This is a genomic window from Streptomyces sp. NPDC023838 (genome assembly GCF_040639555.1).
In the GTDB taxonomy this organism is placed as follows: domain Bacteria; phylum Actinomycetota; class Actinomycetes; order Streptomycetales; family Streptomycetaceae; genus Streptomyces.
On sequence record NZ_JBFAAD010000013.1, the window covers coordinates 1 to 17,717 of the forward strand.

The following is a 17,717-nucleotide window of genomic DNA, read 5'->3' on the forward strand; positions in this document are numbered from 1 at the left end:
CCGGCGACACCACCCCCCAGGTCATCACTTCGACAGAGGGGACACAGTCATACCGGGCCCGGAGGCCAGCGGCCCCATTGCAGGACCGCGAAAAACATAACGGGGGGGGGACTGCATCTGAACCAGCGTCAAAAGGTACCTCCTGCAGAGATGTGGAGATGGGTCAGCTTCCCGAGCACGAAGGTTTTAGGACCGTTCCGGCGTCTGCACCGCCTTACGGGCGCGGGCGGAACGGTCGTCCGTACGTGTGCGGTTCATGCGGAACCTTCCTTGATGTGGCACATATCAGGGAATTCCCGCAGCGATGAGCGACATGGAGAATGACACGTAATAACGGGTATGAACCGACGGCAGAAGAAAGCAGATCTGGCCGACGGAAATCTCCGGGGGCGCAGGCGCTGAAAGGGTGACGCGATGGGGACGTAAGACCCGGGGGGCGTCGACTGCGGTGCAGCTGTTCAGGATGCGTCCGCAGCCTGGAGGAGGAGCCGCATGTGATGGGACCGCGGATTTCTCCGAGTCGTCCCGCGGGCGAAACCACCGCGGGAAATGCGTGGAGCGGGAAATGCGTGGAGCGGGAAATGCGTGCAGCTGGGGCCCGCACCCCGAAGGATGCGGGCCCCAGCTGCAGAGTGCGCGTCAGCGTCAGGCCGGAACGATGTTCTCAGCCGTCGGGCCCTTCTGGCCCTGCGCGATGTCGAAGTTGACCTTCTGGCCTTCGAGCAGCTCACGGAAGCCCTGGGCGGCGATGTTCGAGTAGTGGGCGAACACATCCGGGCCGCCACCGTCCTGCTCGATGAAGCCGAAGCCCTTTTCCGCGTTGAACCACTTCACGGTACCAGCAGCCATGTCATATCTCCTTTGGGGCAGTACATCGGAATCCGCACTGTGCGGACGCCGTGTCGCCGCGATGATTACCCCGCCCGGAAATGACCGGAAATACAAAAGTGCTCCCACCGGCACGGGCCGGGTGGGGGCACTTGAAGTTTGGGAACCACAACTGCAACTGACATCAACAGTAGCACGCCGGAACGGCCCGTGCGGTTGAATAATTCCCCTCCGCCCAGGGCGGCAAAAACGCTCACTTCATGGTCCGTGAAATCCTCACTCCGCGGGCACAGATATTGATCCTCTCGGAGTGCGACGTTTCAGGAAGACCGGTATCTCCCCGTTGACCGCCTGAGTCGTTGCCGCCAAGCGAGCCAAGCTCACCGGCACCGCATCCCCCGGGGCCGGTGCGGCTGCCTGAGCGGCGCCCTCATCCTGGACAGCGAAGGTCTGGCCAAGGCCGTTCAGCGTGACCGCGAGGTCCACGAGTGGCTCACCGCCGCCCGCGACGCGGACCGTCGGCGAGCTCCTTCACACCCTGACCTCGTCCATGCGGGAGCCTCGCCTGCGGGCCCCGAGCAGCGCGGCCTCGACCAAGGGCCGGCCTTCCTCGGGGCGGCCGCTCAGCCGCACGGCGCGCCCCAGTTCGAACCCCGTCCGCGCCGTCATGCGCTCTCGCTCCTGAGCCAGGGCCATCTCGTGGGGCCGCCACAGCAGGGGGACGCCTCACGGCACTGCCCGCTGCGCAGCACCGTCCGTCCCAGCAGTAGGTCTGCAGCAGTACGCCGTACTCGTTGCCGATCTCCGCACGGAACGCCATCGACGCCTCGAAGTCCGCGCGGCGCCGGCCCAGTTCCGGTCTCTGCCTTGAACAGGCCCAAGAACTCCACGGATGAGGCCCTCAGCTTCCGCTCCTGAACCGACGCTCCGAGCGCCTCGGCGGCGTTGAGGGCGTGCCGCAGGTGCTCGGCCGCCTCCACTCCGGGGACACCCCCAGGCCCGTCAGGAGCTCTCCTGCAGCGTCCGAGACGTCGACGACACCGTCGCGGCGCCGATCGTCGAGGCCTGCATAGAACACTCCGTCGGGGTACCTGTCGGTGAGTTCACGCGCCGTGTGGAAGCCGAGCGCCGTCGACTATGGCTCCCACGGCTGCATGACGATCGGTGAGCTCTGGCAACCGGGCCAGGGCTGTGCTCCGGTGCTGCATGTGCCGCAACCCGCAGATAACACCCACCCCCCAAACCCGCAGATCAGGCGTCCTCGCGCACCGGCTCCAGAATTGCCACGCACTCCACATGATGCGTCATCGGAAACAGATCGAACGCCCGCAGCGTCCGCACCCGGTACCCGCCCTCCCGGAAGTACGCCAGATCCCGCGCCAGCGCCGCCGGGTCGCAGGCGACGTAGGCGATGCGGCGGGCGCCGAGGCCCGCGAGGTACTTGACCGTCTGCTTGCCCGCCCCCGCGCGCGGCGGGTCGAGGACGATCAGGTCGGCTTCGGTGATCTTCGTGCGGGGCAGGACCTGCTCGACCTTGCCCTGTTCGACGCGGACCCGGGGCAGGTCCGCCAGGTTGTGGCGGGCGTCCTCGACCGCGCGCTTGGAGGACTCGATGCCCAGCACCGCGCCCTGCTCGCCGACGCGTTCGGCGATCGCGCCCGCGAAGAGGCCGACGCCGCAGTACAGGTCGAGCGCCATCTCGCCCTTGCGCGGCATCAGGCCCTGCATCACGGCCTTGACCAGGGTGTCGGCGGCCTGCGGGTGGACCTGCCAGAAGCCGCCCATGCCCACGCGGTAGGTGCGCTCATCGGCGCGTTCGCGCACGAACGCGCGGCCGTGCACGCGGTGGACGCCGCCGTCCTTCTCCTCCACCCGCAGGACCGAGACCGGCTTGTCGAGCTCGACCAGCGGGAGGCGACCGCCCGCGCGCGGGGTCAGGACCACCTGGCGGTCGTGCGAGCCCGTCGCGGCGATCGCCTCGACCGACTCCATCTGCGGCCACTCGCGCTTCTCGATGCCCAGCTCGCTGACGCCGGGCGCCGCGATCATGCAGTGGTCGATCACCTGGACGTCGTGCGAGCGGTGCTTGCGCAGGCCGGCGTGGCCGTCCTCGTCGATGGCGTACTGGACACGGGTGCGCCACGCCGGGACCTGGCCCGCGGGGAGCTTGTCGCCCTCGGCGGGCATGACCGTGCCGTCCCAGCCGGCCTCCTCGGGGGTGAGCCCGGCGAGGCGCTGCAGCTGCTCGGCGATGACCTCGCCCTTGAGTCGGCGCTGCGCGCCCGGCTTCGCGTGCTGCCAGTCGCAGCCGCCGCACTTGCCGGGGCCCGCGAACACGCACGGCGCCTCGACGCGGTCCTTGGAGGGCGACAACACCTCGACCGCGTCCGCGCGCAGGTAGCGGGAGTCCTCCTCGCCCTCCGTCACGCGGGCCACGACCCGCTCGCCCGGCAGCGCGTGCCGCACGAACAGCACCCGGCCCTGCTCCGTGCGGGCGATGCAGTGGCCACCGTGTGCCACGGGGCCGACCTCGACCTCGTACTCCTCCCCGACCAGCGAAGACGAAGGCTCAGACTCGTTCTGCATGTGGGGATGACTCCAGAAGTGGTGAGGGAGGGGCTGCCCTCCGCATACGGACGGCAGCCCCCCAGTCTACGTGCGCGCGCCCACAGCGCGGACCGCTCAGCCCTTGCCGCTCGGCTCCTTCGGCCGGTGCGGTGCCACCGGACCGCGCCGCACCGAACCCGGCGCGTTCCACTCCTGCCGCTTGCGGGCCCGCTTCTTGGCCGCTTCGGAGGACTGGAGCTGGTACGGGACCGAGGTCACCATCACGCCCGGGGTGAAGAGCAGGCGGCCCTTCAGACGCAGCGCGCTCTGGTTGTGCAGCAGGTGCTCGTACCAGTGACCCACCACGTACTCGGGGATGTAGACGCTCACCGCGTCGCGCGGGCTCTCGCGGCGCAGGCCCTTGACGTACTCGATGACCGGGCGGGTGATCTCGCGGTACGGCGAGTCGATGATCTTCAGCGGTACGTCGATGCCGCGCCGCTCCCACTCGTCCTTGAGCGCCTTGGTCTCGGCGGCGTCGACGCTGACGCTGATCGCCTCCAGCTGGTTGGAGTGGAGCAGCTTGGCGTAGGCGAGGGCGCGCAGGGTCGGCTTGTGGAGCTTGGAGACCAGGACCACGGAGTGGACGCGCGAGGGGCGCACGTACTCGTCCGGGCGCTCCTCGGCCGCCGCGATCTCGTCGGCCACCTTGTCGTAGTGCTTCCGGATCGCGGTCATCGTCCCGTAGAAGATCACCATGCCCATCAGGGCGACCCAGGCGCCGTGGGTGAACTTGGTGGCGAGGACGACGACCAGGACCAGGCCGGTGAAGAAGGCGCCGAAGGTGTTGATCGCGCGGGAGCGGACCATGTGGCGGCGCTTGGCCGGGTCCTGCTCGCTCGCCAGGTGCCGGTTCCAGTGCCGGACCATGCCGGTCTGGCTGAGCGTGAAGGAGACGAAGACACCGACGATGTAGAGCTGGATCAGCCGGGTCGAATCCGCGCCGTATATCACCACGAGCAGGATCGCGGCCCCGGCCAGCAGCACGATGCCGTTGGAGAACGCCAGGCGGTCGCCGCGAGTGTGCAGCTGGCGCGGCAGGTAGCGGTCCTGGGCGAGGATCGAGCCGAGCAGCGGGAAGCCGTTGTACGCGGTGTTGGCGGCCAGGAACAGGACCAGCGCGGTGGCCGCCGCCAGGATGACGAAGAGGAAGCTGCCCTTGCCGAAGACGGCCTCGGCGACCTGGGAGATCACCGGGTTCTGGACGTAGCCGTCACCGACCGGGACGCCGTTGCTCAGCAGGTCGGTGGCGGGCTTCTCGGCCATCCGCACCTTGGTGGTCATGGCCAGCGCGATGATGCCGCAGAACATGGTGACCGCGAGGCCGCCCATCAGGGCGAGCGTGGTCGCCGCGTTCTTCGACTTGGGCTTGCGGAAGGCCGGGACGCCGTTGCTGATCGCCTCGACGCCGGTGAGCGCGGCACAGCCGGAGGAGAAGGCGCGCAGCAGCAGGAAGACGAGCGCGAAGCCCGCGAGTCCCTGGTGCTCGGCGTGGATCGTGTAGTCGGCCGTGGGGGCCTTCATCGTGTCGTCGAGGACCATGCCCCGGAAGGCACCCCACGCGATCATGACGAAGACGCCGCCCACGAAGACGTACGTGGGGATGGCGAAGAGCTTGCCGGACTCCTTGACCCCGCGCAGGTTCATCAGGGTCAGCAGGACGATCACGACGACCGCGCACAGCACCTTGTGCTCGACCACGAACGGGACGGCCGAGCCGAGGTTCTCGATGCCGGAGGCGATCGAGACGGCGACGGTCAGGACGTAGTCGACGAGGAGCGCGCTGGCGACGGTCAGTCCGGCCTTCGGCCCCAGGTTGGTGGTGGCGACCTCGTAGTCACCGCCGCCGCTGGGGTAGGCGTGCACGTTCTGCCGGTACGAGGCGACCACGGTGAACATCAGCACCACGACCGCGACGGCGATCCAGGGGCTGAAGTGGTACGCCGACACACCCGCCACGGAGAGCACCAGGAGGACTTCTCCGGGTGCGTACGCAACGGACGAGAGCGGGTCGGACGCGAAGACGGGGAGCGCGATGCGCTTGGGGAGGAGCGTTTCTCCCAGCTTGTCGCTGCGCAGCGCCCGGCCGATCAGGATCCGTTTGGGCACGTCGGTCAGTTTGGACACAACAGAGAAGCGTAAGGGCTGCCGATCGCCGCGGCCCACCCGCCACCCCCCATCAGTACGACAGAGCCGCCCACACGGCGGTGGCGGCGACCGCGAGGAGGTAGCAGCCGGTCGCCGCGGCCACCGTCCGTTCGCGCGTCTCCGCACCGAGTGACGTACGGGACAGCAGCCACGCGAGCGCCGGCAGCACCAGGACCGCGTGCAGGCTCACCCCGTGCAGCGGCTTGAGCGGCGCGGTCGAGGCGTAGGCGGCGAGCTGGTGGCCGGTGCGGGTGAGCACCACGCCCCGGGCGATCATCGCGGCGCCGGAGGCGAGCGCGACCAGCAGGATCGCGAAGCCCGCCCGCACCGCGAGCGCCATTGCGGCGGGTCCGGAGGGCGGGCGGCGGAACGCTGCGACGGCGAAATACGTGAGGATCACCACCAGCAGACCGCCGCCGACGGCCAGCGTCATCGAGACGGCCGAGTCGAACGGCGTCTCCATGTCGAGGTGCGAGGGCACCTTCCGCCACGCCTGGAGCGTGATCCCGGCCACCTCCAGGACACTGTCGGCCGCCAGCAGCCCCAGCAGCACCGCCCTGACGCGCGCCCCGGTCCGTACGTACGAGGTCACCCAGGTGAGCGCGGCCAGGGTGAGGCCGAAGGAGAGACCGAAGGTGGCGGGCTTGCGCCAGGACACCGGGCCGTCCCAGGGGCCGCCCGCCACCGCGAACACGCCCAGATGGAACAGCCCGGAGGCGAACAGGACGGCCGCGGTGGCCAGAGCGAGGCGCTCGGCGCGGGCGGGGCGGGCGCCGGTGTGCGGGCGGTCGTCGGGGCCGGTGCGCTGGCCGGGCGCGGCCGGGTCGCGTTCGGCTTCCGTTCGGAGTGAACGCCTTCTCGTTTCCATGCGTCTCAGCCTGCGCGACGGATGTGCGCCGGAGCGTCCCACGGTGGGAGGCTCACTGACTGCGCCCGCGGAAGTACCGACGCTGGTGAGTGCATCCCACCGCGAGCCGCATAAGCTCGTCACCGGGCAACGCCGACAAGGAAGTATGTGAGGGGACGTGCACATCGTCATCATGGGCTGCGGGCGAGTGGGAGCCGCTCTCGCGCAGACCTTGGAGCAGCAGGGGCACACGGTCGCCGTCGTCGACCAGGACCCCACGGCCTTCCGCAGGCTCGGTTCCGGGTTCAGCGGGCGCCGGGTCACCGGCGTCGGCTTCGACCAGGACACCCTGCGTGAAGCCGGGATCGAGGAGGCCGGCGCGTTCGCGGCGGTCTCCAGCGGCGACAACTCCAACATCATCGCGGCCCGGGTGGCCCGCGAGATGTTCGGGATCGAGAACGTCGCGGCCCGCATCTACGACCCGCGCCGCGCCGAGGTGTACCAGCGGCTCGGCATCCCGACCGTCGCCACGGTCCGCTGGACCGCCGACCAGATGCTGCGGCGGCTCCTGCCGTCCGGCGCGGAGCCGCTGTGGAGCGACCCGAGCGGGGCGCTGCAGCTCGCGGAGGTCCACACCTCCGCGGCCTGGATCGGCCACAAGATCAGCAAGCTGCAGGAGGAGACGGGCGTGCGCGTCGCGTTCCTCACCCGGCTGGGCGAAGCGGTGCTGCCGAGCTCCCAGACGGTCCTGCAGGAAGGCGACCTGGTCCACGTGATGATGCGTACGGACGAGGTCGAGAAGGTCGAGGCGGCCTTCGCCCAGGGTCCCGAGGAGGGCGATCACTGATGCGCGTCGCGATTGCCGGGGCCGGCGCGGTGGGTCGTTCCATCGCGGGCGAGCTTCTGGAGAACGGTCACGAGGTGCTCCTCGTGGACAAGGCGCCCACCGCCATCTCGGTGGAGCGGGTGCCGCAGGCCGAGTGGCTGCTGGCCGACGCCTGCGAGATCACCTCGCTGGACGAGGCGGCGCTGCAGCGCTGCAACGTGGTCATCGCGGCCACCGGTGACGACAAGGTCAACCTGGTCGTCTCGCTGCTCGCGAAGACCGAGTACGGCGTGCCGCGCGTGGTCGCCCGGGTCAACAACCCGAAGAACGAGTGGCTCTTCAACGAGTCGTGGGGCGTGGACGTCGCCGTCTCGACCCCGCGTCTGATGTCGGCGCTGGTCGAGGAGGCGGTGAGCGTCGGCGACCTCGTACGGCTGCTGCGCTTCAGCCACGGCGACGCCAACCTGGTCGAGCTGACGCTGCCGCCGGAGTCGGCGCTGGCGGGCACGCAGGTCGGGGAGGTGGCGTGGCCCCAGGACACCTCGCTGGTCACGATCATCCGGGGCACCCGGGTGCTGACTCCGCAGGCGGAGGAGACCCTGGAGGCGGGCGACGAGCTGCTGTTCGTGGCCGCGCAGGCCCGCGAGGAGCAGCTGGAGGACCTGCTGTCGGTGCGGCGGGACGACGCGGCGAGCTGACGCTCCCTCACACCATGGGAAGGGGCCGGGAGTACGTCACGTACTCCCGGCCCCTTCCCATGGGCGTCGCGCCGACTGCCGCCGCGGGTGCTCTGTGGCTGGTCGCGCCCACGCGGCGGAGCCGCACAATGTCGCAGCTCCGCGCCCCTTACGGGGCCGCTTCCGCGGCCTTCGCCGCCTTTGCGGCTTCCTCCTCCGCCTCCATCTCCGCAAACACGTCGATCGGCGGCGGGGCCTTGGCCAGGAAGATCCAGGTCAGCCAGACCGCCAGCAGGAACGGCGGGATCTTCAGGGCGATCAGCACCCAGCCGAGCTGGGAGGTGTTGGCCCACCAGTAGAGCGGGAAGAGGATCGCGCACTTGGCGAGCAGGATCAGGCCCCAGGCCCAACTCGCCTTCGCGTACGCCTTCTTGCGGCCGGGGTTCCTGGTGCGCCAGGTCAGGTTCTCCTTGAAGACCGGGCCCAGCATCAGCCCGATCAGCGGGACCCCGAAGAGCGTCGTCACCAGATACGCGAGGGCCAGGCCCAGGGTGTAGAGCATGCCCGGCAGGTAGAAGTCCTTCGCGTTGCCCGTCATCATCGCGAAGACCACGCCGAAGGCCACGCCGAAGACGCCGCTGAAGGCGTGCTTGACGGTGTCCTTGCGGATCAGCCGGACCACGAGGAGCAGCAGCGAGACCGCGACGGCGGCGATCGCCGAGCTGTGCAGGTCCTTGTTGACCGTGAAGATCGTGACGAAGAGGAGCCCGGGCAGGCACGTCTCCACCATGCCCCGGATCCCACCGAACGCCTCGAAGAGCGCGGCTTCGGTGACGGCTTTGGCGTCGGCGTCCGGTGCGGTGCGCGCGTGCCTGGCGGGGGTCGTGGTGGTCGGCTTGTCGACTGACGTCACCGGCTACTCCTGTCCGAGCGGTCGGAGTTCGTATTTGGGGTTGAACAGCACCCGCCGGCCGTGGCTCATCGAGATCCGGCCCGAGGCGATCAGCTTCCGGCCCGGCTCTATGCCCACGATCGAGCGCCGTCCCAGCCACACCACGTCCAGCGGGGCGGTCCCATCGAAGAGCTCGGCTTCCAGCGCCGGGACGCCCGCCCTCGGGCGCAGGGTGACCGTCCGCAAGGTACCAGTCACCTTGACGATCTGACGGTCGTCGCAGTCGGAGATGCGGGTGCACCCCGTGGCCTGCGTGTCCTCCTGCAGTTCCGCGGAGTGCAGCTCTTCCAGCGAGGTGGACAGCCGGTCGAGCATCCGGCGGAAACGCCCCGCGGGCTTCTCGGTTCGAAGGTCAGCACTCATACAGAAAGCGTACCGGCCCCCACCGACACGGGAGGCGTCCGCGGTCCCCCCTCCACGCGGCCGCTCACAGCCCGCTCACCGCCCGGACACAGCCCGCTCACCGCCCGGACCGACACGCGGACCTCCCCCGCTCACCGCTCGAACCGGTATCCCATCCCCGGCTCGGTGATGAAGTGGCGCGGGTGCGAGGGGTCGAGCTCCAGTTTGCGGCGCAGCTGGGCCATGTAGACGCGCAGGTAGTTCGTCTCCGTCCCGTAGGAGGGGCCCCAGACCTCCTGGAGGAGCTGCTTCTGGCTGACCAGCCGGCCGGTGTTGCGGACCAGCACTTCCAGCAGGTGCCACTCGGTGGGCGTGAGGCGTACGTCCCGGCCCTCCCGGTTGACCTTCTTCGCGGCCAGGTCGACCATGAAGCCCTCGGTCTCCACCGTCACCACGTCGTCCGCGCCCTCGCCGCCGACCGGCTCGGCCCTGCGGACGGCCGCGCGCAGCCGCGCGAGCAGCTCGTCCATGCCGAACGGCTTGGTGACATAGTCGTCGGCGCCCGCGTCCAGCGCCTCGACCTTCTCATCGGAGGTGTGCCGGGCGGAGAGCACCAGGATCGGCACCCGGGTCCAGCCGCGCAGCCCCTTGATCACCTCGACGCCGTCCATGTCGGGCAGACCGAGGTCCAGGACGACCACGTCGGGGTGGCGGGCGGCCGCGAGCTGGAGGGCGGTCGCCCCGTCGGGGGCCGCGTCCACCTCGTACTTCCGCGCCTTGAGGTTGATCACGAGGGCGCGGACGATCTGCGGCTCGTCGTCCACCACGAGCACCCGGGTCATGCGGATCCTGCTTTCTGTCGGGGGCGTGCTGCCCGGGGGCCGGGGGTCATGAGGTGACCTGGGCGGAGAGGCCGGCGACGACCGGGGCGGGGCCGGGCACCGCCCGCAGGGTGAGCACCATGGTCATACCGCCGCCGGGGGTGTCCTCGGCGGTCAGCGTGCCGCCCATCGACTCGGCGAACCCCCGGGCGACCGCGAGGCCGAGGCCCACTCCGGCGCCGCGCGGGGCGTCACCGTACCGCTGGAAGGGCTCGAAGATGCGTTCCTTGCTGTCGTCCGGGACGCCGGGGCCGCGGTCGGCCACCCGGACCTCCACCCGGTCGCCGAGGGCGCTGGCGGCCACCAGGACGGGCACGGCGGCGGGGCTGTACTTGACCGCGTTCTCGACGATGTTGGCGACCGCCCGCTCCAGGAGCCCGGAGTCGACGGCGACCATCGGCAGGCTCTCGGGGACGTCCAGCTCGACGCTGTCCTCGGGGACGCCGCCGAGCGCCATCGGGACCACCTCGTCGAGGTCGATCTCGCGGATGATCGGCCGGACGGTTCCGGTATTGAGGCGGGACATGTCGAGCAGGTTGCCGACGAGGTGGTCGAGCCGGTCGGCGCCGTCCTCGATGCCCGCGAGGAGCTCGGCCTCGTCGTCCTCGGACCAGTCGACGTCGTCGGAGCGCAGCGAGGTGACGGCGGCCTTGATGGAGGCGAGCGGGGTGCGCAGGTCGTGGCTGACGGCGGCGAGGAGCGCGGTGCGGATGCGGTTGCCCTCGGCGAGCTTGCGCGACTCCTCGGCCTCGTCGACCAGGCGCTGGCGGTCGAGGACGACGGCGGCCTGGGCGGCGAAGGCGCCGAGCACCCGGCGGTCCTCGGCGGGCAGCACGCGGCCGCTCAGGGCCAGCGCCATGTGGTCGCCGACCGGCATGTCCACGTCGGCGTCCTCGGGGCGGGCCGCGGGGTGCGGGCCGACGCTGCCCGCGCGGGTCCACGGCTCGACGTCGCCCGCCCGCTCCAGGAGGGCCACGGACTCCATGGCGAAGGTCTCGCGGACCCGCTCCAGGAGCGCGTCCAGCGTGGTCTCGCCGCGCAGCACGCTGCCCGCCAGGAACGACAGGATCTCCGACTCGGCGCGCAGCCGGGCGGCCTGGTGGGTGCGGCGGGCCGCGAGGTCGACCACGGAGGCCACCGAGACCGCCACCAGGAAGAAGATCGCGATGGCGAGGATGTTCTTGGGGTCCGCGATGGTGATCTGGTGGACGGGCGGGGTGAAGTAGTAGTTCAGCAGGAACGAGCCGAACGCGGCGGAGGCGAGCGCCGGGAGCAGTCCGCCGAGCAGGGCCGCGGCGACCGTGAGCGTCAGGAAGAGCAGCATGTCGTTGGCGAGCCCGAGGTCCGCGTCGACGTTGGTCAGCAGCAGGGTGAGCAGCGCGGGTCCCGCGACGCCCGACAGCCAGCCCCAGATGCTCCGGGCCCGCCCCAGCCGGGCGCCGCGCGCCACCGGCAGGCCGCGCCCCTTGGCGACCTCGTCGTGGGTGACGATGTGGACGTCGAGGTCCGGCCCGGACTCGCGGGCCACGGTCGCGCCGACGCCGGGCCCGAACATGTACTGCCAGGTCTTGCGGCGGCTGGAGCCGAGGACGATCTGGGTGGCGTTGACGCCCCGGGCGAACTCCAGCAGGGAGGCGGGGATGTCGTCGCCTATGACGTGGTGAAAGGTTCCGCCGAGGTCTTCGACCAGGGTGCGCTGGACGGCCAGCTCCTTGGGCGAGGCCGAGGTCAGCCCGTCGCTGCGGGCCACGTAGACCGCGAGGATCTCGCTGCCGGAGCCCTTGGCGGCCATCCGGGCCGCGCGCCGGATCAGGGTGCGGCCCTCGGGCCCGCCGGTCAGACCGACGACGATCCGCTCCCGGGCCTGCCAGGTGGAGCGGATGTCGTGCTCGCCCCGGTACTGCTGGAGGTACTCGTCGACCCGGTCCGCGACCCACAGCAGCGCGAGCTCGCGCAGCGCGGTCAGATTGCCGGGGCGGAAGTAGTTGGACAGGGCCGCGTCGACCTTGTCGGACGTGTAGATGTTGCCGTGCGCCATCCGGCGGCGCAGCGCCTGGGGCGACATGTCGACGAGCTCGATCTCGCCGGCCCGCCGCACCACCTCGTCGGGCACCGTCTCGCGCTGGCGCACGCCGGTTATCGACTCGACGACGTCGCCCAGCGACTCCAGGTGCTGGATGTTGACGGTGGAGACCACGTCGATGCCCGCCTGGAGCAGCTCCTCGACGTCCTGCCAGCGCTTGGTGTTGCGCGAGCCGGGAACGTTGGTGTGGGCGAGCTCGTCCACCAGGGCGACGGCGGGCGCCCGCTCCAGGACCGCGTCGACGTCCATCTCGGTGAACGTCGAGCCTCGGTACTCGACCGTGCGGCGCTGGATCTGCTCCAGGCCGTGCAGCATCACCTCGGTGCGGGGGCGGCCGTGGTGCTCCACGAAGGCGACCACGCAGTCGGTGCCGCGTTCCACGCGCCGGTGGCCCTCGGACAGCATCGCGTACGTCTTGCCGACGCCCGGTGCCGAGCCGAGGTAGATCCGTAGCTTGCCGCGTGCCATGGCCCCATTGTCTTTCAGAGAACTGCTGCGTACCCGATGCCGACATTACGGCCACCGATTCCGGCAAATCGGACCGGGCGCCCGGCTGAGCTGCCGAATTGACGCGATTCTGATACGCGGGGCTCGGATACGGGGCGCGCTGATACGCGGGGCGCTGACACGGAGGGCGGGGCCCAGGCCGTCAGCCGTGGTCGGTGATCCGCCCGTCGCTCAGCTCCAGGACGCGGTCCGCGAGCCCGAGCAGCTGGGTGTCGTGGGTGGCGACCAGGGCGGTGACGCCCTCGCTGCGTACGACCGCGCGCAGCAGCTCCATGACGGCCAGCCCGGTCTCGGCGTCCAGCTGGCCGGTGGGCTCGTCGGCGATCAGGAGCGCGGGCCGGTTGGCGAGCGCGCGGGCGATGGCGACGCGCTGCTGCTGGCCGCCGGAGAGCTCGCCGGGGCGCTGCTGGGCGTGGTCGGCGAGCCCGACCAGGCCGAGCAGCAGCTCCACGCGCGCGTCGCGCTCGCGCGGGTCGGCCTTGCGCAGCCGCATCGGCACGCCGACGTTCTCGGCGGCCGACAGGATCGGGATCAGTCCGAAGGACTGGAAGATGAAGCCGACCCGGTCCCGGCGCAGCGCGAGCAGCCCCTCCTCCCCGAGGTCCGCCAGGTCCGTGGAGTCGACCGTGATCCGGCCGCCGTCCGGCCGGTCGAGCCCGCCGACCAGGTTGAGCAGCGTCGTCTTGCCGGATCCGGAGCGCCCCTTGAGCGCGACGAGCTCGCCGCGCGGCACCTCGAAGGACACCCCGCGCAGCGCGTGCACGGCGGCGGCGCCCTCTCCGTACGAGCGGCGCAGGTCCTCGACGCGGACCATCGGGCCGGTGCCCGGCTCCTCGGCGACGGCCGTGCCCCGCCCGCTGGTGCTCTCGCTCATGCCCGCTCCCCCGTACGTCTGTTCCCCGGCCGCGCCAGTATGTGCAGGAGGCGCCCGTCCGGGCAATGAGCGCGAGGCCCGAAAACGCCTGCGGGCCGCACCCCGCAAAGGGGTACGGCCCGCCGAAGGACCGGAAGCGGTCAGCGCACCTCGGTGATCTCCGGGCCGCGCTGGAGCTGGCCCATGCCGCCGGAGAAGCGCGAGCCCTCCTGCTCCTCCTGCTGGACGCCGTCGGGCATCATCTGCGCGTCGTCCGGCAGCTTCAGGACGATCGGGTCGCGCGGGGCCATCGGGCCCTCGCCGCGCACGACGACCGTGTCCTGGAAGATCTGCTCAAGGAGCCCCGCGGCCTGCGGCTGCACCGCGCCCTGGCCGGAGATCACACCGCGCAGGAACCAGCGCGGCCCGTCCACGCCCACGAAGCGGACCAGCTGCACCCCGTTCGTACCGTCCGGGAGCTGGACCGGCACCTGGGCGCGCAGCTCCCAGCCGAGCGGGCCCTCGACCTCGTCGATGATGCCGCCCTGCTGGGTGATGCCGGAGGCGATCTCCTCGCGGACCTCGCCCCAGATGCCCTCGTTCTTGGGGGCCGCGAAGGCCTGCAGCTGTACGGCGCTGTCGCGCAGCACGACGGTCGCCGCGACGATCGCGTCGCCCGCGACCTCGACCCGCAGCTCCATGCCCTCGACCCCGGGGACGAACAGGCCGCCCAGGTCGACCCGGCCCTCGCCGGGCTCGGAGACCTCGGAGATGTCCCACGGGCCGTCCGGCCGGGGGGCCGGCGGCAGGTTCACCCTGCGCGGCTCGTCCGCGTCACCGGCGTAGTCGGCATCGGCGTAGTCGCCGTCTTCAGCATCGATGCCGTCGACGACCTGCTCGGCCTCGCCCGCCGTGTCTTCGGCGGATCCGCTCTTCTTGCGACGTCCGAACACGTCACTGTCCTTCCCGGTCGGATACGACCGAAGCGTATCGATTCCCACCCGTTGTGCCGCCCACGGCGGCATGACCGCCGGTGGAACCGAAGCCCCCCTCGGCCCGCGCCGAACCGGGAAGCTCCGCCACCTCGTGGAAGCGGACCTTCTCGACCTGCTGGACGACAAGTTGGGCAATCCGGTCGAATCGCTCGAACCGCACGGTCTCGCGCGGGTCGAGATTGACCACGATCACCTTGATCTCCCCACGGTACCCGGCATCCACCGTCCCCGGGGCATTCACCAGGGCGACACCGCAGCGTGCGGCAAGGCCCGACCTCGGATGCACAAAGGCCGCGTACCCGTCGGGCAGGGCGATACTCACCCCGGTGGGCAGGACGGCCCGCTCCCCCGGCGCGAGTTCGGCGGCCTCGGTGGTGACGAGGTCGGCCCCCGCGTCGCCGGGGTGCCCGTACGCCGGTATCGGCACCTGCGGGTCGACTCGGCGGATGAGGACGTCTACGGGGTTACGGGTCACGGGTTCACCTCGAAGGCGCGGGCGCGCCTGACCTGGTCGGGGTCGGACATGACGGCCTGGATCTCCTGCGGACGGCCGTTCTCGATGAAGTGGTCGACCTTCACCTCGATGAAGAGAGCGTCGGCCCGGACCGCCACCGGCCCCTCGGGGCCGCCTATCCGCCCGGTCGCCCTGGAATAGATCTTCCGGCCGTCGACGGCGGCGACCTCGGCCTCCAGGAACAGCACGGTGTCCACCGGCACGGGCCGCACGAAGTCGGTCTCCAGGCGGCCGGTCACCGCGATGGTCTGGAGCAGCCAGTTCAGCGAGCCGAGCGTCTCGTCGAGCGCGGTGGCGAGCACCCCGCCGTGTGCCAGGCCGGGCGCGCCCTGGTGCGCGGGGCGCACGGTGAACTCGGCGGTGACGGTCACGCCCTCACCGGCCCGCGCCTCCAGGTGCAGTCCGTGGGGCTGTCCGCCGCCGCAGCCGAAGCAGTGCTCGTAGTGCGCGCCGAGCAGCTCGCCCGGGGCGGGCGCGTCGGGGTGCCGGACCGGCGGCTTCGCGTCGGCCGGGGGCGTCAGGGACGCAGATCTAGCAGTCACAGCCGCTGACCTTACCCGCGGTCCCGGGCGCCGGTCGCGCCGTGCCAAGCTTGCTGTCATGCAGCCGAACGCCCCCCAGTACACCGAACGCCTCACCGCCCCCCGCTCGTGGTGGCTGATCGCCGCCCTGGTCGGGGTGGCGTGCGCGCTGATGCTGCTGCCGCTGGGCGGTCTGCCGCTCCTGGCGGGCCTCATCGGGGGCACGGCCGCGGCCGCGGTGGTGGTGAGTTCGTACGGTTCGGTACGGATCCGGGTCGTGGCGGGCACGCTGGTGGCGGGCGACGCGCGGATCCCGGTGACCGCGCTCGGCGAGCCCGAGGTGCTGGACGCGGAGGAGGCCCGGGCCTGGCGCCTGCACAAGGCCGACCCGCGCGCCTTCATGCTGCTGCGCAGCTACATCCCGACGGCGGTACGGGTGGAGATCACCGACCCCGAGGACCCGACCCCGTACGCCTACGTCTCCACACGGAACCCCCAGGCGCTCAAGGCGGCGCTGGACGGGGTGCGGTCAGCCGGTCTTTAGGGGCTCGGGGAACCGCGCGACCGGCCCCCACCGGCCCGCTGTCCAGGAACAACTCCTCCGACGAGCCACTTAGGGCCTGTCCGGTGGGTCCGGCCGGCACGCGGGGGTCTGGCACGCCCATCTGCGGCGTTGTCGTCACTCGCCGACGCTCCGCGTCGACTCCCTCCTCCGCCTTGCAGCTGCACGCACCAGACCCCCGCTCCCCAGCACCGAAAACGCACCCCGCGCCGAAGCCGACCGGACCCACCGGACAGGCCCTAGGACCCGAGCTCCTTGGGAAGCTCCCCGGGCCGCAGCGGATCGGCGGGCTGCTCCAGCGGAGGCAGCGAGGGAAGCGCATCCCACGGCACCTGCCGCTTGCGCAGATCGTCGCGGACATGCGCCGCGACCTTCTTCGTATCGCGCCGGTTCATCACCGCCCCCACCGCCGCCCCGACCATGAACGGCGTCAGGCTCGGCAGGTTGCGGAACATGCGCTTCATGATCTGCTGGCGCAGTTCGCGCTTCATCTGGCCGCCGAGCGCCGCATTGAAGGTCGCCGGCTTGGTCACCTGGACGCCGCGCTCCTCGGTCCAGGACGTCAGATACGCCATGGAGCGCTCCATCAGATTGCCGGGCGGCCGCATCCCGTAGACCTCGTGGAGCTCGGCGATGAGCTTCAGTTCGATGGCGGCGACGCCGGTGATCTCGGCGGCCAGCTCGGCCGGCATGGCCGGCGGGACGGGGAGCATCGCGGCGGCGCCGATGCCCGCGCCCACCGTCGACGTGGCGTTCGCGGCGCCCGCGATCAGTTTGTCCGCGATTTCCTCCGGGCCGAGACCCGGGAATTGCCCGCGCAGGGTGGCCAGGTCCCGGACGGGAATGCGGGGGGCGATCTCGATGACGCGGTCGGCGAGGTGGACGATTCCGGCCTTGGCGCTCGCGCCGCTCTTGCGGACCCCCTTCTTGAGGGCCGGGACGCCCTTGGTGGCGGCGGCTCGGCGCAGGGCGTCCAGGCGTCGGGCCCCGGCCGCGGGCCCCGCCTGGTCGTCCAGTGCTGCTTCGAGCGAGGCCGGCCGGCCCCGCTCGTCCTCATATGCACGGGCGGCAGAGCTCACCGCGGGGAGGGCGGAGGGCTCAGCGGGCGTCTGGACGCCCTCTGCTGGGCCTGTGCCGCCCTGTGACGCCTCGGGCGTACCCGGGGCACCCTTTCGCCGGAACGGTCGCTTCCGGGGCGGTTCAGCGCCTGCCCTGCCTGTCACGGCCCTGCCTGATCAGTCGCAGTCGCGGCAGATCGGCTGGCCGTTCTTCTCCCGGGCCAGCTGGCTGCGGTGGTGCACGAGGAAGCAGCTCATGCAGGTGAACTCGTCGGCCTGCTTGGGCAGGACGCGGACGGCGAGTTCCTCGTTGGAAAGGTCCGCGCCGGGCAGTTCCATGCCCTCCGCGGCCTCGAAGTCGTCGACGTCGACGGCCGAGGCGGACTTGTCGTTCCGCCGGGCCTTCAGTTCTTCAAGACTGTCGGAATCGACGTCGTCATCGGTCTTGCGTGGGGTGTCGTAGTCCGTTGCCATGTCGCTCTCCCCCTCTGGGTGGTTGCGGTGTCTCCAGCGCAC

Annotated in this window: 18 protein-coding genes and 1 pseudogene; 4 read left to right on the forward strand and 15 right to left on the reverse strand. The window is 71.1% G+C overall.

The window, feature by feature from the left end:
- Nucleotides 1-645: 645 nt before the first annotated feature.
- Nucleotides 646-849 (reverse strand): cold-shock protein, encoded by a 204-nt coding sequence (locus tag AB0G17_RS17855; protein ID WP_030664939.1) that lies wholly within the window; start codon nucleotides 847-849, stop codon nucleotides 646-648.
- 396 nt (nucleotides 850-1,245) lie between these two features.
- Here AB0G17_RS17855 and AB0G17_RS17860 point away from each other — a divergent pair.
- A pseudogene (locus AB0G17_RS17860) lies at nucleotides 1,246-1,344 on the forward strand (DNA-binding protein); the annotation flags it as partial.
- Between the two features lie 15 nt (nucleotides 1,345-1,359).
- On the opposite strand, the gene AB0G17_RS17865 reads toward AB0G17_RS17860, so the two are convergent.
- From AB0G17_RS17865 to AB0G17_RS17880, 4 genes are all read right to left on the reverse strand, one after another.
- Nucleotides 1,360-1,497, reverse strand: a complete 138-nt coding sequence (locus tag AB0G17_RS17865; protein ID WP_361382907.1) for a hypothetical protein — start codon at nucleotides 1,495-1,497, stop codon at nucleotides 1,360-1,362.
- Between the two features lie 582 nt (nucleotides 1,498-2,079).
- Entirely contained in the window at nucleotides 2,080-3,414 is a 1,335-nt protein-coding gene (locus AB0G17_RS17870) for a class I SAM-dependent RNA methyltransferase (protein WP_361382910.1), read from the reverse strand.
- A gap of 96 nt (nucleotides 3,415-3,510) precedes the next feature.
- A complete protein-coding gene (locus tag AB0G17_RS17875) occupies nucleotides 3,511-5,562 on the reverse strand; it encodes an APC family permease (RefSeq protein WP_361382913.1) in 2,052 nt (683 codons plus the stop codon).
- 52 nt (nucleotides 5,563-5,614) lie between these two features.
- A complete protein-coding gene (locus tag AB0G17_RS17880) occupies nucleotides 5,615-6,451 on the reverse strand; it encodes a hypothetical protein (RefSeq protein WP_361382920.1) in 837 nt (278 codons plus the stop codon).
- A gap of 157 nt (nucleotides 6,452-6,608) precedes the next feature.
- On the opposite strand from AB0G17_RS17880, the gene AB0G17_RS17885 reads away from it, so the two are divergent.
- A complete protein-coding gene (locus tag AB0G17_RS17885) occupies nucleotides 6,609-7,277 on the forward strand; it encodes a TrkA family potassium uptake protein (RefSeq protein ID WP_361382923.1) in 669 nt (222 codons plus the stop codon).
- On the forward strand, nucleotides 7,277-7,954 hold the full coding sequence (locus AB0G17_RS17890; RefSeq protein WP_361382926.1) for a TrkA family potassium uptake protein: 678 nt from the start codon (nucleotides 7,277-7,279) through the stop codon (nucleotides 7,952-7,954). The genes AB0G17_RS17885 and AB0G17_RS17890 overlap by 1 nt, the downstream gene beginning before the upstream one ends.
- 148 nt (nucleotides 7,955-8,102) lie before the next feature.
- Here the strand turns inward: AB0G17_RS17890 and AB0G17_RS17895 are convergent, their stop codons facing one another.
- The 8 genes from AB0G17_RS17895 to AB0G17_RS17930 form a co-directional block, all read right to left on the reverse strand.
- Nucleotides 8,103-8,846: a DUF3159 domain-containing protein gene (locus AB0G17_RS17895; protein WP_361382929.1), complete on the reverse strand. Its 744-nt coding sequence runs from the start codon at nucleotides 8,844-8,846 to the stop codon at nucleotides 8,103-8,105.
- A 3-nt stretch (nucleotides 8,847-8,849) separates the two neighbouring features.
- Entirely contained in the window at nucleotides 8,850-9,248 is a 399-nt protein-coding gene (locus AB0G17_RS17900; protein WP_361382932.1) for an OB-fold nucleic acid binding domain-containing protein, read from the reverse strand.
- 131 nt (nucleotides 9,249-9,379) lie between these two features.
- The gene (locus AB0G17_RS17905; protein ID WP_361382935.1) at nucleotides 9,380-10,069 is read right to left on the reverse strand and encodes a response regulator; all 690 of its coding nucleotides are present in this window, start codon (nucleotides 10,067-10,069) and stop codon (nucleotides 9,380-9,382) included.
- Nucleotides 10,070-10,115: 46 nt separating this feature from the next.
- Nucleotides 10,116-12,659 carry a sensor histidine kinase KdpD gene (locus AB0G17_RS17910; protein WP_361382938.1) on the reverse strand — a complete coding sequence of 848 codons (2,544 nt, stop codon included), beginning with the start codon at nucleotides 12,657-12,659 and terminating at the stop codon, nucleotides 10,116-10,118.
- A 181-nt stretch (nucleotides 12,660-12,840) separates the two neighbouring features.
- Entirely contained in the window at nucleotides 12,841-13,572 is a 732-nt protein-coding gene (locus AB0G17_RS17915; protein ID WP_361382941.1) for an ABC transporter ATP-binding protein, read from the reverse strand.
- A gap of 140 nt (nucleotides 13,573-13,712) precedes the next feature.
- The gene (locus AB0G17_RS17920; protein WP_361382944.1) at nucleotides 13,713-14,504 is read right to left on the reverse strand and encodes a DUF3710 domain-containing protein; all 792 of its coding nucleotides are present in this window, start codon (nucleotides 14,502-14,504) and stop codon (nucleotides 13,713-13,715) included.
- Nucleotide 14,505: 1 nt separating this feature from the next.
- On the reverse strand, nucleotides 14,506-15,021 hold the full coding sequence (dut, locus tag AB0G17_RS17925; protein ID WP_361382946.1) for a dUTP diphosphatase: 516 nt from the start codon (nucleotides 15,019-15,021) through the stop codon (nucleotides 14,506-14,508).
- Entirely contained in the window at nucleotides 15,018-15,602 is a 585-nt protein-coding gene (locus AB0G17_RS17930) for a PaaI family thioesterase (protein WP_361382949.1), read from the reverse strand. Before AB0G17_RS17930 ends, dut begins: the two co-directional genes overlap by 4 nt.
- Before the next feature lie 58 nt (nucleotides 15,603-15,660).
- Between AB0G17_RS17930 and AB0G17_RS17935 the strand changes: the two genes are divergently transcribed.
- Nucleotides 15,661-16,125 carry a DUF3093 domain-containing protein gene (locus tag AB0G17_RS17935; protein ID WP_361382952.1) on the forward strand — a complete coding sequence of 155 codons (465 nt, stop codon included), beginning with the start codon at nucleotides 15,661-15,663 and terminating at the stop codon, nucleotides 16,123-16,125.
- 257 nt (nucleotides 16,126-16,382) lie between these two features.
- Here the strand turns inward: AB0G17_RS17935 and AB0G17_RS17940 are convergent, their stop codons facing one another.
- Nucleotides 16,383-17,366, reverse strand: coding sequence for a hypothetical protein (locus tag AB0G17_RS17940; protein ID WP_361382955.1), 984 nt, complete (start codon nucleotides 17,364-17,366; stop codon nucleotides 16,383-16,385).
- 12 nt (nucleotides 17,367-17,378) lie between these two features.
- On the reverse strand, nucleotides 17,379-17,675 hold the full coding sequence (locus AB0G17_RS17945; protein ID WP_067165176.1) for a DUF4193 domain-containing protein: 297 nt from the start codon (nucleotides 17,673-17,675) through the stop codon (nucleotides 17,379-17,381).
- Between the last annotated feature and the right edge of the window lie 42 nt (nucleotides 17,676-17,717).

What these genes read in the sequence shown, in the direction of transcription:
- AB0G17_RS17935 (WP_361382952.1), top strand. Translation starts at nt 15,661, where the DNA reads ATGCAGCCGAACGCCCCCCAGTACACCGAACGCCTCACCGCCCCCCGC.
- AB0G17_RS17900 (WP_361382932.1), bottom strand. Translation starts at nt 9,248, where the DNA reads ATGAGTGCTGACCTTCGAACCGAGAAGCCCGCGGGGCGTTTCCGCCGG.
- AB0G17_RS17945 (WP_067165176.1), bottom strand. Translation starts at nt 17,675, where the DNA reads ATGGCAACGGACTACGACACCCCACGCAAGACCGATGACGACGTCGAT.
- AB0G17_RS17910 (WP_361382938.1), bottom strand. Translation starts at nt 12,659, where the DNA reads ATGGCACGCGGCAAGCTACGGATCTACCTCGGCTCGGCACCGGGCGTC.
- AB0G17_RS17905 (WP_361382935.1), bottom strand. Translation starts at nt 10,069, where the DNA reads ATGACCCGGGTGCTCGTGGTGGACGACGAGCCGCAGATCGTCCGCGCC.
- AB0G17_RS17880 (WP_361382920.1), bottom strand. Translation starts at nt 6,451, where the DNA reads ATGGAAACGAGAAGGCGTTCACTCCGAACGGAAGCCGAACGCGACCCG.
- AB0G17_RS17855 (WP_030664939.1), bottom strand. Translation starts at nt 849, where the DNA reads ATGGCTGCTGGTACCGTGAAGTGGTTCAACGCGGAAAAGGGCTTCGGC.
- AB0G17_RS17865 (WP_361382907.1), bottom strand. Translation starts at nt 1,497, where the DNA reads ATGACGGCGCGGACGGGGTTCGAACTGGGGCGCGCCGTGCGGCTGAGC.
- AB0G17_RS17915 (WP_361382941.1), bottom strand. Translation starts at nt 13,572, where the DNA reads ATGAGCGAGAGCACCAGCGGGCGGGGCACGGCCGTCGCCGAGGAGCCG.
- AB0G17_RS17890 (WP_361382926.1), top strand. Translation starts at nt 7,277, where the DNA reads ATGCGCGTCGCGATTGCCGGGGCCGGCGCGGTGGGTCGTTCCATCGCG.
- AB0G17_RS17870 (WP_361382910.1), bottom strand. Translation starts at nt 3,414, where the DNA reads ATGCAGAACGAGTCTGAGCCTTCGTCTTCGCTGGTCGGGGAGGAGTAC.